Source organism: Microvirga aerilata (assembly GCF_016743775.1).
GTDB lineage: Bacteria > Pseudomonadota > Alphaproteobacteria > Rhizobiales > Beijerinckiaceae > Microvirga > Microvirga aerilata.
The window spans coordinates 1-12247 of record NZ_JAEQMY010000107.1; the positions used below are offsets into that span (position 1 = coordinate 1).

Here is a 12247-nt window from a genome sequence, read left to right on the forward strand (position 1 = left end):
GCCGAAGGGCTTATTCAGGAGACCCTGATTGAGGAAGAGAACACCGACCAGATCCACTCTGACGCGGCCGAGCACGCCACCAACCCTGCCGCTGCAATTCAATGCCTTATTGGGGGGACCTACCCTTCCGAGCGATGATCGCCGACGTAGCCGAGCGTTCAGACTGGGAGCCGGCGTAGGAGGACGCTTGATCCCAAACCAAGCGGCGCCGTCGAGCCGCTGTCCAAGCGTAGCGAGGATCGCCTTCCAAGTGGTGGAGGTGATCACTGAGGCGGTTGCGCTCCAACCAAGTCAAAGCTGCCTCAAGTTCAGCCAGGGTCATCTGGCCTCGTCCCTTGTTGCCGAACACCCGCTTCAGCACCGCATTGTAGCGATGGTAGAGCCCCTCACCAACATGCGGCACCTGCAGGCCGGCTTCGTCCTCCACTGCCTGAGCGGCAACGGCCTCACCGATGCGAGCCCGCAGCCGCCGTTCCGTCGCGGATGGCGGCTCAATCAGGTGTGCTTGGCCGGTCTTTCGTTCTCGGCGGGCTTCTTCGAAGACCGGGCCGGGCTTCAACGTCGCGTAGCGCAGACCCAGCGCATTGCTCTCCAAGGGCGTAATTCCACGGCCCTCTCCTTCATCCCGGTGTGCCGCGAGATGCTCGGCGAGCCAAGCTGGTGTCTCCGCCTCAGCATTGCGCCGGCGCTGACGGGCCAGCATCCCCTGCTCAGCCTCGATGCTGCGGCGGAAGCGGACAAACAGCGGATCGTCCGGGTGGAAAACGAGGGCGCGCTGGCTCTCGTAGGGACCAGCATGAGGATCCACTCGCGTGGCTCGGGCGATCATCTGTTCAAGCCAGGGGCGGCTGCGAATGTGAGTGAGAGCAGCCACCACCGCGACCTCCGGCGCATCGAGCCCCTCGTAGGCCATGGCCACTGTGACCAGGATCGCCGGCTCCGCTGTCAGCCGAAAGGCGGCCAGCGCCTCGGGTGCACCACGCTCATTCGAGATTGCCAATCGCACCTCCCTCTCAGCCTGCCAGGGTGGCATCCAGCTTCGCAGCATCTCACAGTAGCGCCGGGCACTACGCTGATCAGGCGCTACCACGAGCAGCTTGCCGAGACCCTGGACGATCTCATTGGCAGCCAGCCCCCGCTCGGCCCGCCGGCGTGATCTAAGATTACGGGTGGCCCTGAAGGCCTCCTGGAGCAACTCCCGGGCAAAGCCAGTCCGCAGAGCGGTGAACAGGGCAGGGCGGGTTGTCTCGGTCGGGTAGGGGCCGGACAGACGATGGGGGCCCAGCCGGACGTCGTCCATCGCGGTTCGTCCTGCTTGCAGCCAACTGGCTTCCCCATCAAGGGCACCAAAGGTGATGGGGAGCACCGCGCGCTCGGCTACCGCCTGAGTTCGTGAGTAGCCGATGATCGCCCAGCTGGGAGCCTCCAGATCAACCTCCTGCGTGCCAGCGTCGGGTCCAGTGCGATAAGGCAGCCACAGGATGCGCCGGCCATCCGCCCGTTCCAGGGTTCCCGAGAGAAGCAAGCGCAGGGCTGCGGACTCCAGAAGTGGCAGCAGCGCCCGGCTCCAAGCTGAGGCATCTTCGTTCAGGGCAGGAGCTTGACCGGAACTTGCAGATGCGGCTGGCTCGTACTCGCTAAGAGTGGGCAGGTGATGGACCTCATCAACCACGAGCAGGGTGCGATGGCGGCGGAGTTCGGCAAGATGCAGGTCCGGTGCCGCCGCAATCGCCTGGTACGTGGTGATGTACCCAGCCAAGCCCCGGCTCGGGTCTGGTTCGTTGTCAGCTGCACGAACTGAGAGCGCGTGGCCAAGCGCGGCTCGCCAGACCGGGTCGGCAAAGGCCTCTTCGGCTTGTAGGCGGAGACTGTCGCGGGGCACAACCCAGCAAATCCGCTCGACGTGGCCGGCCTCGATCAGGCGAGCCGCAGCAAGCACTGGGAGGAGGGACTTGCCGCCGCCAGGCGTCACGGCCGCCAGGATGTCGGTGACCCCTGTCGCTTCACCGCGTGACATTGCAGCGACAAGGCCTGCAAGAGCCTGCTGATGCGCCCGCAGGGGCCTTTGAGGAGACGTGGACATAGGGACCGGTCCGAAAGCAAATCACCAGCATCCAGCATGGGGCGTTTCCGGCGACGTGTGAATCCCTCCACCAGATATGGTTGTGAAGGGGATAGGTTATAGGTGATCAGGAGTTGGGCAGTGACGATCAATCCACCGGGTTCCGGAGATGGTCATGAAGATAAGCAATCGCACACTGAGCTAATCCGAGGAGCTCCAAGCTGCTCCGACGGTTGCGTTCCCTAGCTGCATCTGAAGCTGCTCACGACGATGGTCGAGAACACGTACTCGTGTGGACAATCGGGATCAAGGGCACACAGTATCTGTCATTGGACCGCTCCCTATACGATTGCGCCCAGCGTTTTCTATGGAGCTGAAGCATGAGTGATCAATGGCAGTATCAAACGCGGCTTCACTTGGCTGATGACTTTGCGGGAATCGCGCGACGGAATCCAGACGACCCGGCTCTCGCATCTCTGCCAGAGGTCCTAGAGAAGCATCGCACCACAATGAAATGTCAGTTCGATGCTTTTGCAGACTATGTTGCGGAGGCAGAAGCGCAGGGAATTGATGGCTATCCCCTTTATACATGGACCAAGGCGACGATCGAAGATCCCGTGAAGAGGGCGAAGCACATCAAGTCCTTTGCTCTCACATTAAGGGCAGAGTAGCCTACCCGAAGGAGGAAGCGCATGCCCTTGAGGCTGATCTGCGGCCCTTGGTGGACGGCGTACGGATCACACGATCGTCGCGTCACGACACAAACCCTGCCCACAACCCGCAACCCCCTGAAAGCTTTCGCAAAGCTTGAGGATAGTCCGCTTCACGAGTCGGTGGGCGTTGGATTTGGATCAAGGGAGTAGCGCAGCGCGATATCTGCATCCGGTACGTTTCGGAAGTACACTGAACTTTCGAAAAGGCTTCGAGCAACCTTCAAAGCAGCCACGCCTGAGGATCACTTGCAACCCGAGGATAAGATTCAGCAGTTCCTTGATGACATCGTAATGTGCTGGCGAAACAAGCTGGTCGCGTACGATTGCTCCACTGCCAATCCTGGCGAGTAACCGCGAGCAGGGTGTCACCTATGACATTGGTTCTGGAGCAGGTCTCGGCTCTTCCGGCAACGGGATGAACTCCTGATCATCGTTCAAAGGCAGATGAATGCGCCCGCTCTGCCAGTCGGCCTTGGCTTGCTCGATCCTGTCCTGGCGGGAGGACACGAAATTCCACCAGATGTGCCGTGGTCCCAAGGGTTCACCACCCAGCAGCATAACCGTTGAGGCCTTAAGCGCCGTCAGGACCGGATCCGAGCGTCCGGCGAAGACCAGCATCTGCCCCGGGCCATAGTCCCGCCCGTCTGCTTCCACTCGACCTGCTACCACGTAAGCGGCTCTCTCTGGATACTCGCTCGGGATGCCGATCCGGCCGCCAGGTTGCAACTCGGCATGGACATAGAACAGGGGCGATTGGGTCCTGACCGGGTTGGTCAGCCCGAAAGCCCGACCTGCAATCAACCGCGCCGAGACACCCGCTTCCCCAAAAACCGGGAGGTCCTCCGCGCCATGATGGATGAAGTCCGGCTCCGTCTCCTCCTGGGCGTCCGGGAGAGCCACCCAGGCTTGGATCCCGTGCACTCGTCCGCCGCTCTGCCGGATGGGGCCGTCGAACCGCTCGGAGTAGCTGATGCAGCTGCCGGCCGTCATCCAGTTCACGGCCCCGGGCCGAATGGCTTGCTGCGCCCCTGTGCTGCCTCGCTGCATGATCTCACCATTAAACAGGTATGTGACGGTTGAGAGCCCAATGTGCGGGTGGGGGCGCAAGTCGGTTGTCCGAGGCACATGGGGCGGCAGATCTACGGGGCCCATATGGTCGAAAAAGATGACCGGCCCAACCATGCGCCGCCGCATGAACGGCAGCACGCGACCGACTTCGAAGCCGCCGAGATCCTTGTGCCTTGCAGCAATCACCAGATCCAGCATCAGACCCTCTATGGCAAGCGCAAACCGCAGCCCAGTCGGGATGGTTGGCCCTCAGGACAGCTGAAATGTGGCCTGAAGACGCGATGGGATCATTGAAATAGGTAGGTGAGGGGCCATACCTCCTGACCTGACGCTTGGAGCTGTGTGAGTCCACCCATGAAATAGCCCATGCGTCGTCCTCATTCCCAGCCCACGATGGAGCTGATCCTATGACGAACGAAGACTTAGAAGACCAGGTTGCGCCGGGACAGCATCCGTTTCGTGCCGTGCTGTGGGATATCGATGGCACCCTGCTCCTGAGCGAGGACATGCACTTTCGAGCCCTTCGCCATGCCCTGGCAAAGGATGGGGTGGAAGTCCCTGACGAGTTTCATCATGAGATCGTTGGCCGGGCGGCGAAGGTGGTCTATGAGAAGTGCCGGCAGACCTTCGGCTTGTCGATGAGCTTCGACCAGTGGCGCCGGCTGAAATACAGCTACTACACCGCCCATGCGGCGGAGATCGCAGTGCGACCCGGCGCGCTGGAGGCTTGGCGGCTATTCGAGCAGTCGGGGCTCCGACAAGCCTTGGTGTCGAATTCAGACCGGATCGTCGTGAACGCGAACATCCGGGTGCTGGGCTTGGAGACGCCCGGCATTATTTCGGTATCGATCAATGATGTGGTGCGCGGCAAGCCTGACCCTGAGCCTTATGAGCGGGCGGCGACGCTTCTCAGGCTTAAGCCCCAGCAATGTATTGCAATCGAAGACAGCCCAACCGGAGCGCAGGCCGCCCTTGCGGCTGGAACCCACATCATCGCGTGGCCGGAGGATCGGACGCTGGAGTTCCCGCCAAGCATCCAGCCGATCACAGATTTGGAACCGGCAGTCAAGGAACTCCTCCGATAGGCGGCTTGAAGGGGACTGCACACGATGATCCCGGTGGGCACGCACGGGGGAAGCGATGGCCCGTCCCCGGCGTGGCGCTGAGGCGACGCAAGTTCATCACCTTACTGGAAGTGGTAAAGCGCACCCTGGTCCGGGATCACAAACTGAACACCAAGATCGTTGCCCGCCTCGAGTTCCTTGCGGATCGCCTCCTGAGGCTGCTCATCGCTCAATGAGTACTTGATGTGGCTCACGACGACCGGCAGCCCCTTCAGAGTATTGCCACCAGCTTCCTGATCCAGAACATGCAGGGTCTTGTGAGCCCATTTCGGTGTCATGTGCCCGAACAGCAGATTGTCCGGCCGGTCGCTGGTGTATGACACCTCTAAGATAATAAGATAATGGCCTTGAGCTTTCGCTGCTTCACCTTGTCGGCAACGGCCTTCCAGATGGTCTGCATGTTGAAAGCCTTCTGGACCTCGTCAGGACCGGTGTCGCCGAAGCACAGGATGGCGTCGTCCCCGCTTTCGATGAGGAAGGCAGTGGATTCGGCTCCTCCATGATTAAGCGGGAAGGGGGTGACGGTCATCGTAGTTCCAGCAAGGTCCTTGGTCTCCCCAGGCTTTAGATCCTCCAGATGATACTTCTTTAGGTGTGGCTGCTGGCCACGATCCAGCATGTTGGGCCAAGCTTTCCAGTTGAAGTAGGTCTGCTCGATCTGTGCACTCACTGACGGCAGGCCGTAGATGGTCTTGTTGCTGTCATCGGGTGAAGCGATCACCAGCCCCTGCACATGGTCGAGATGAGCGTGGCTGATCAGGTACCCTTTGATGTCGTTCTTCAGCACGTGCCCAATGACACTGTCGGTTGAGCCCTCAGGCACTTTGACATCCCCGAAGACACCCTTGTCCTGAGCAACCTTCAAACCGTTAACCAGACTGCCCGCATCACAGGCGATGGCGTTACGGTCCCCATGTGGCCGAATGAGATAGGAGCTGAGATTGCCGTCCTGAATGCCGCCCAAAGCGCCGAGGACAATCACGTCGAAGCCTTGCCCCGACACAGCAGCAGTGGGCATCAGAAGCATCGATATCGAAACAAGCGATGGGATTAGCCTCATGAAGGTTCCGCTACTCTCAGATCAACGTTCGCATGAGAAATGCTGGCACAGGAGAGGGATGAAAGCCAACCGTTATCCTCGCATTATTACCATACGAGTGGACGATGGCCGGTAGGAACAGGATGTACTCGAATGCTTTCAACAGGGCAGTTCGGGATGGCAAAACCGCATCAATGTGGTGTTGCTGAAGGCAGGTGGTAAAGAAGGGATTGTCTCATGAACCGTTCGACTCCTCCCCTCGGCCAGACGCTATTGACCGCGCTGTTTCTGGTAGGCGCCGCCCATGGAGCGGTGGCCCAAGATCCTAAACCTGCTCATTACAGCTGTGCGGATGGCACAAAGCTTCAGGCTATCTTCTCTCCCCCAAGCACCTCGATGGGATCCGTGAAGCTTGTCTATGCGGGATCCTCGACCGAGACGCTCCCGCAAGCAATCTCGGCGGATGGAGGTCGCTACAGGCAGCGCAACGTTGAGTTCTGGATCAAGGGCAATGAGGCCACTCTGACCCGAGCAGGAAAATCAACAACCTGCCGGGCCGGCGGTTAAGCGAAACCTTTCGATTGGCCTGCCAGAGGTCCGCGAGTGCGCGGTGAGCGGACCTTTGCAAAACCGTGCTTAAGGGCTGCTTTTGATCCAGAGCTGACTCTAGCTCTATTCCACGATCATATGCTTTGTACGTGACACGGTCACCATGACCGCTCCGCTCCCAGCGGTCCTCCAACTGCAGGCATCGAAGCCAGGGTCGGTCAGTTCCAGGCCCAGCAAGGTACTTCCAATCGATGCGGCTGCGGACAGCATCAGCCGCCCGCCGGTCGGACAGGTTCTCAGCGAGCTGCAGCAAGCTCACCAGCGCCAGTCGCCACGGGCATTCGGCCGGCTGCCCGCAAGGGGCAAAGAGGGACGCGAACTGGGCATCGGTAAAGATCGTCCTAAGGTGGTCACGCAGGCGCAGATAGGGGCTGCCATGCGGGAACGCGGCACGCGCGATGGCTGCCGTCGCGGCCGGGACATCACGGCACAGGATCGGGCGGAGCGACATGAGGACCTCCGGGATAGTGGGACTGCCCCCTCAAACCCAGAACGCCAATCCCTGCCTCAAGGGCTCCGGCACATTCGCCAGCAGTATCTTCTATCGGGTCAGCCCTCGCAACTGTTTGCAGCTTACTAGAGTTCTAATGATGATCAGATGGACAGAAGCCATGAAACAGCTAAGCTTAACTGCTGTCATAACTTGCGGCTTTCTTGGCGCTGGGCCAGTGCTGGCGTCGCCCTGTGGTGATACAATCCGCGCACTGGAGCCCCGGATTGACGAAGCTGTGTCGAAAAGCGCGGCCCTGTCCTCTGGTGGCCAAGCTGTTGCGGCTTCCCGTGAGTCTCAAGCTATGCAGGCCGACAAGCAGCCGACTCCTGCTGGTACATCGGTACAGAAGCTCCCGGAACACGATGTCGGAGCGACCGCTGCGGCGACGCCGCTTGCCGGGGGAGACAATGCTATGAAGGCAAGAGCGGCTCTGGGGCGGGCACAGGCTCTCGATCGCGAAGGCAACGCCTCGGGGTGCTCAGCTGCCGTCGAAGAGGCCCGGCGCGAGCTCGGACCGGCTCAATAGGCTCGTCGAACGCCCAGCTTGCCCTATTTTTCTCCTCCAAGCTCTCGCAGCACGGCAAGCCACTGAGCACGATCAGCGCTGCTGGGAGCGTCTTGTACAACGGGTTGTGGAGTAGCCTACGACCCGAGGTGGTCAGTGCATTACAGTATCAATGCGTTTTTCAATTGTGACAGAGGAGAAGACCATGGCGATACTGGTCGTAAACGGCGCCGAGAAATCATTCAACGGCGACGAGGACATGCCGCTCCTGTGGTACTTGCGTGATGAATTAGGTCTGACCGGCACGAAATTCGGATGCGGCGTCGCCCAATGTGGGGCCTGTACTGTGCACCTTGACGGCACTGCTGTTCGTGCTTGCGTGACCCCAATGGCGGCCGCTCTGGGCACTACGGTGACGACGATCGAAGGCCTCTCGCCGGACGGCAGTCACCCCGTCCAAGTCGCTTGGCGGGACCTTAACGTATCGCAGTGCGGCTACTGCCAGCCCGGCCAGATCATGCAGGCCGCGTCGCTCCTCAAGGACAACCCAAAGCCGACCGACGAGGACATCGACAGCACGATGAGCGGCAATATCTGCCGGTGCGGGACATACCCGCGCATTCGCGCTGCCATCAAGCAGGCCAGCACGGGAGGTCGTTAATGCCAAACCATAATGAACTCGAATTAAAGGTCGCGAACGTCAGCCGCCGGGGTTTTCTGACCGGCATTGCAGCCGGCTCGCTGGTTCTCGCCATCGGCTTGCCGTCTGGAGCTAATGCGCAGGAACAGAAGTTCGGTGCCGACGGTATGCCGAACGGGTGGCGTGACGATCCGAAGATCTTCGTCTCGATCAGTCCGGATGGCCTTGTCACCGTCACCTGCCACCGGCAGGAGATGGGCCAGGGAGTTCGTACCTCGATTGCAATGGTTGTGGCGGACGAGCTCGACGCTGATTGGTCCAAGGTCCGTGTGGCCCAAGCACAGGGCGACGAGGCTCGATACGGCAATCAGGATACGGACGGCTCACGCTCGCTGCGCCACTTCTTCATGCCGATGCGCCGAGCCGGTGCCGCTGCCCGTACCATGCTGGAGCAAGCAGCCGCCGCACAATGGGGTGTGCCGGTCCAGGAGGTACGTGCGCGGGAGCACGCGGTTCTGCATGAACGAACCGGTCGCAGGCTCGACTATGGTGCACTCGCGACTGCCGCCGCATCCCAGCCGGTGCCAACACGTGAGACGTTCAAGCTGAAAGATCCTTCTGCCTTCCGTTACATCGGCAAGGACCGGATCGGCTTGGTCGACAACCAGGACATCACGACCGGCAAGGCTGTGTACGGGATTGATGCCCGCACCGATGGCATGCTCTACGCGGTCGTTGCACGTCCCCCAGTCTTCGGAGGACGCGTCAGGAGCGTTGATGATGCTGAGACATTAAGGATTCCTGGCGTTGTTAGGGTCGTGCAGATCGCACCACCCAATATTCCGTCCGAGTTCCAGCCGTTAGGCGGGGTTGCGGTTGTTGCGCGCAATACCTGGGCTGCCATGCAGGGGCGTGACAAGCTGAAGATCGTCTGGGACGACGGTCCACATGCGAGCTACAGCTCAGACACCTACCGCGCGGAGTTGGAGGCTGCGGCACGCAAACCCGCTAAGGTGGTTCGCAGGCACGGCGATGTCGACGCCGCCATGGCCAAGTCCGCGAAGCGGGTCGAGGCTGAGTACTACATCCCCCATTTGACCCAGGCGCCAATGGAGCCACCGGCCGCACTTGTCCAGATCAAGGACGGCAAGTGCGAGGCATGGGCCTGCGTTCAGGCTCCGCAAGCCACCCGCACACGTCTATCGGAACGTCTTGGAATCCCTGAAGAGAACGTAACGGTCAATGTCACGTTGCTTGGAGGCGGCTTCGGCCGCAAATCCAAGCCGGATTTCGTACTCGAAGCTGGTCTGATCAGTCAGACCATGGGCGGCACTCCCGTAAAGGTGACATGGACGCGGGAGGATGATCTTCATCACGGCTACTACCACACAGTCTCTGTCGAGAGGCTTGAGGCCGGGCTCGATGAACGCGGGATGCCAGTCGCTTGGTTGCAGCGTAGCGCTGCACCAACGATCGGCTCCATCTTCGCCCCAGATCCCAAACACGAGTTGCCCTTCGAACTTGGCATGGGCTTGGTGAATGCGCCGTTCGCAGTGCCGAACGTGCGCATGGAGAACCCGGAGGCGACAGCGCATACCCGGATCGGCTGGTTCCGGTCGGTCTCCAACGTACCGCATGCGTTCGCAATCCAGTCGTTTGTTGCCGAGTTAGCGCATGCTGCCGGACGTGACCCGAAGGACTACCTTCTGGACCTGATTGGCCCTGCCCGCATCATTGACCCAACCGAAATCGGAGATGCCTGGAACCATGGCGAGGACCCAAAGCTCTATCCGATTGATACAGGTCGCCTGCGGCAGGTGATAGAGTCGGCCGCTGCCGGCATCGGCTGGGGTCGGAGCTTGCCGCAGGGCCACGGGCTTGGGATTGCGGGCCATTACAGCTTTGTGAGCTACGTGGCCGTCGCCGCCGAGGTACGGGTAGACGGGGACAGGCTGGTCATCCCGCGGGTCGACATTGCAATTGACTGTGGACCTCGGATCAATCCCGACCGCATCCGCTCTCAGATGGAAGGGGCCGTTGTAATGGGCGTGGGGCTTGCGACGACTTCTGAAATCTCATTCAAAAACGGCCGGGTCGAGCAGAATAACTTCGACAGCTATGAGGTCACGCGGATCGATACAACTCCCCGTGAGATTCATGTTCATCTCGTGGCGTCTCACGATTATGGCCAGCCACTAGGAGGCGTTGGCGAACCAGGGCTGCCGCCAGTTGCGCCGGCTCTGGCAAATGCGTTGTTTGCCGCAACTGGCAAACGAATACGGCAGTTGCCGATCCGGGATCAGTTTTTGGCGTAGCAGCACTCAGGTGTGCCGGATTGCCTGGTGCACCTGCTTGCAACGCAGTATGCCAAGCTAAGCTGAAATAGCCGCTTCTGTGTCAAATCGAGTATGCAATTAACAATAACCCTGCGAATATGAGTAGTTTTGCAGAGAATGAAACTTTCTACCTGATCTGCACGGACTGACGTGCTGAGCCAGATAGATATGCAGTAGGCTTTAATCCGACTTCGGCGACTGAACGCATCACATCGTTGCCTGCTCTCTCCCAAGATGTGTCCATTGTCCAGCAAAGGAGTTCTTCATGCGGTCCTTCGTTCTTTCCGGTGCCATGCTCATTATCGGACTCAGCCATGCCCAAGCCCAGGATGCGGCTGCGGGCGAGAAGGTGTTCGCGCAGTGTCGAGCCTGCCATCAGATGGGTGAGAACGCGAAGAACGCCGTCGGGCCCCACTTGAATGGCCTGTTCGGTCGCACGGCAGGCTCGGTGGAGGGCTACAACTACTCTCCGGCCAACAAGAACTCTGGCATCACTTGGGACGAAGCCGTCTTCCGCGAGTACATCCAAAACCCGCGCGCCAAGATCCCCGGAACGAAGATGGTCTATGCGGGCCTGAAAGACGAGCAGCGCATCAATGATCTCATCGCTTATCTCAAGCAATTCGACGCCACGGGAAAGAAGCAATGATGTGGTACCGTCTCAAGCCGATAATAGCTGAAAGAGACGTGGGCACGGCATGAACACGAAGCTGGTCTATTTCGCCTGGGTCCGCGAGCGGATCGGCAAGTCGGACGAGGAGGTCAGCCTTCCTTCCGATGTGGCGACGGTCGCGGACCTCGTCACCTGGCTGAAGAGCCGAGGTGAGGAATACGAGTATGCCTTTGAGAACGAGGGGATTGTCCGCGCCGCCGTCGACCACGTGCACGTTCGCCCCAATGCCTTCATCCATGGAGCTCGTGAGATCGCCTTCTTTCCGCCCATGACCGGAGGGTAGCTGTGATGACAGCGACCCCAACGATCCGGATCCAACGCGACGACTTCGATGTTGCGCGGGAGACGGCCGCGATCCGCGAGCAGGGCGCTAACGTGGGCGCCATCGTCACCTTCACGGGGCTGTGCCGCAGCGAAGACGATCGCCTTGCTGCGCTGGAGATCGAGCATTACCCGGGCATGGCGGAAGCCGAGGTGACCCGCATCGTCAGGCAGGCGACGTTGCAATGGCCCTTGCTCGGAGTGACGGTGATCCATCGGCACGGAACGATCCAAGCGGGCGAGAACATCGTTCTCGTCATCACCGCCTCGAGCCATCGACGGGCTGCCTTCGCGGCGGCGGAGTTCCTAATGGATTGGCTCAAGCTGTCCGCTCCGTTCTGGAAGCGGGAGCATCACGCCGACGGTTCGGTCGCGGAGTGGGTCGAGGCAAGGGCCTCTGACGAACTCGCTGTGAGGTCCTGGGACGGTGCTCCGCACGATCAGGAGCATCAGCCCACATCGGGAGGCCCGTTGCGCGACGCGCCGGAAGGGCTAACCTCCCATCAAAGCGAAATCAAACGGGAGGGAACGTCGTGAAGCTGCCTTTGGACGCCTTGGATCCCGGAACACCCTTGATGGACCCGTTTGGCCGGGCGATCACCTATCTGCGCGTCTCGGTGACGGACCGCTGCGACTTCCGCTGCGTCTATTGCATGTCCGAGGA

At 60.4% G+C, this 12247-nt stretch carries 11 protein-coding genes and 3 pseudogenes; 9 read left to right on the plus strand and 5 right to left on the minus strand.

Translation table 11 applies throughout. From position 1 onward, the window contains the following. Positions 1-106: 106 nt before the first annotated feature. Positions 107-2083, minus strand: a complete 1977-nt coding sequence (locus JKG68_RS27865; RefSeq protein ID WP_202065233.1) for a DEAD/DEAH box helicase — start codon at positions 2081-2083, stop codon at positions 107-109. A 359-nt stretch (positions 2084-2442) separates the two neighbouring features. Here JKG68_RS27865 and JKG68_RS27870 point away from each other — a divergent pair, with 359 nt between their 5' ends. Next, positions 2443-2733 carry a hypothetical protein gene (locus JKG68_RS27870; RefSeq protein ID WP_312891005.1) on the plus strand — a complete coding sequence of 97 codons (291 nt, stop codon included), beginning with the start codon at positions 2443-2445 and terminating at the stop codon, positions 2731-2733. A 411-nt stretch (positions 2734-3144) separates the two neighbouring features. Here the strand turns inward: JKG68_RS27870 and JKG68_RS27875 are convergent, their stop codons facing one another. After that, complete coding sequence (locus JKG68_RS27875; protein ID WP_202065234.1) at positions 3145-4041, minus strand: pirin family protein; 897 nt, start codon at positions 4039-4041, stop codon at positions 3145-3147. 209 nt (positions 4042-4250) lie between these two features. On the opposite strand from JKG68_RS27875, the gene JKG68_RS27880 reads away from it, so the two are divergent. Continuing rightward, a complete protein-coding gene (locus JKG68_RS27880; RefSeq protein WP_202065235.1) occupies positions 4251-4928 on the plus strand; it encodes an HAD family hydrolase in 678 nt (225 codons plus the stop codon). Between the two features lie 101 nt (positions 4929-5029). On the opposite strand, the gene JKG68_RS33900 is transcribed toward JKG68_RS27880, so the two are convergent. Together JKG68_RS33900 and JKG68_RS27885 are read right to left on the minus strand one after the other, a co-directional pair. Continuing rightward, positions 5030-5290 (minus strand): hypothetical protein, encoded by a 261-nt coding sequence (locus JKG68_RS33900; RefSeq protein WP_312891006.1) that lies wholly within the window; start codon positions 5288-5290, stop codon positions 5030-5032. Between the two features lie 2 nt (positions 5291-5292). Beyond that, positions 5293-5985 (minus strand): MBL fold metallo-hydrolase, encoded by a 693-nt coding sequence (locus JKG68_RS27885; RefSeq protein WP_246515959.1) that lies wholly within the window; start codon positions 5983-5985, stop codon positions 5293-5295. Positions 5986-6243: 258 nt separating this feature from the next. Here JKG68_RS27885 and JKG68_RS27890 point away from each other — a divergent pair, with 258 nt between their 5' ends. Beyond that, a complete protein-coding gene (locus JKG68_RS27890; RefSeq protein ID WP_202065236.1) occupies positions 6244-6573 on the plus strand; it encodes an MliC family protein in 330 nt (109 codons plus the stop codon). Positions 6574-6756: 183 nt separating this feature from the next. Here JKG68_RS27890 and JKG68_RS27895 read toward each other — a convergent pair. Next, positions 6757-7066: pseudogene (locus JKG68_RS27895) on the minus strand (transposase); the annotation flags it as partial. Positions 7067-7818: 752 nt separating this feature from the next. Here JKG68_RS27895 and JKG68_RS27900 point away from each other — a divergent pair. From JKG68_RS27900 to JKG68_RS34955, 6 genes and pseudogenes are all read left to right on the plus strand, one after another. After that, positions 7819-8274, plus strand: coding sequence for a (2Fe-2S)-binding protein (locus JKG68_RS27900; RefSeq protein WP_202065238.1), 456 nt, complete (start codon positions 7819-7821; stop codon positions 8272-8274). Continuing rightward, positions 8274-10568 carry a xanthine dehydrogenase family protein molybdopterin-binding subunit gene (locus JKG68_RS27905; protein ID WP_202065240.1) on the plus strand — a complete coding sequence of 765 codons (2295 nt, stop codon included), beginning with the start codon at positions 8274-8276 and terminating at the stop codon, positions 10566-10568. The genes JKG68_RS27900 and JKG68_RS27905 overlap by 1 nt, the downstream gene beginning before the upstream one ends. A gap of 286 nt (positions 10569-10854) precedes the next feature. Further along, positions 10855-11238, plus strand: a complete 384-nt coding sequence (locus JKG68_RS27910; RefSeq protein ID WP_202065242.1) for a c-type cytochrome — start codon at positions 10855-10857, stop codon at positions 11236-11238. 49 nt (positions 11239-11287) lie between these two features. After that, positions 11288-11545, plus strand: a complete 258-nt coding sequence (gene moaD, locus JKG68_RS27915) for a molybdopterin converting factor subunit 1 (RefSeq protein WP_202065244.1) — start codon at positions 11288-11290, stop codon at positions 11543-11545. A gap of 5 nt (positions 11546-11550) precedes the next feature. Further along, positions 11551-12006: pseudogene (locus JKG68_RS27920) on the plus strand (molybdenum cofactor biosynthesis protein MoaE); the annotation flags it as partial. 110 nt (positions 12007-12116) lie between these two features. Next, positions 12117-12247, plus strand: a pseudogene (locus tag JKG68_RS34955) (GTP 3',8-cyclase MoaA); the annotation flags it as partial.

Bases quoted from the DNA above. Each gene is read 5' to 3' on its own strand.
- JKG68_RS27865 (WP_202065233.1), bottom strand. From the start codon at position 2,083: ATGTCCACGTCTCCTCAAAGGCCCCTGCGGGCGCATCAGCAGGCTCTT.
- JKG68_RS27870 (WP_312891005.1), top strand. From the start codon at position 2,443: ATGAGTGATCAATGGCAGTATCAAACGCGGCTTCACTTGGCTGATGAC.
- JKG68_RS27875 (WP_202065234.1), bottom strand. From the start codon at position 4,041: ATGCTGGATCTGGTGATTGCTGCAAGGCACAAGGATCTCGGCGGCTTC.
- JKG68_RS27880 (WP_202065235.1), top strand. From the start codon at position 4,251: ATGACGAACGAAGACTTAGAAGACCAGGTTGCGCCGGGACAGCATCCG.
- JKG68_RS27885 (WP_246515959.1), bottom strand. From the start codon at position 5,985: ATGCCCACTGCTGCTGTGTCGGGGCAAGGCTTCGACGTGATTGTCCTC.
- JKG68_RS27890 (WP_202065236.1), top strand. From the start codon at position 6,244: ATGAACCGTTCGACTCCTCCCCTCGGCCAGACGCTATTGACCGCGCTG.
- JKG68_RS27900 (WP_202065238.1), top strand. From the start codon at position 7,819: ATGGCGATACTGGTCGTAAACGGCGCCGAGAAATCATTCAACGGCGAC.
- JKG68_RS27905 (WP_202065240.1), top strand. From the start codon at position 8,274: ATGCCAAACCATAATGAACTCGAATTAAAGGTCGCGAACGTCAGCCGC.
- JKG68_RS27910 (WP_202065242.1), top strand. From the start codon at position 10,855: ATGCGGTCCTTCGTTCTTTCCGGTGCCATGCTCATTATCGGACTCAGC.
- moaD (WP_202065244.1), top strand. From the start codon at position 11,288: ATGAACACGAAGCTGGTCTATTTCGCCTGGGTCCGCGAGCGGATCGGC.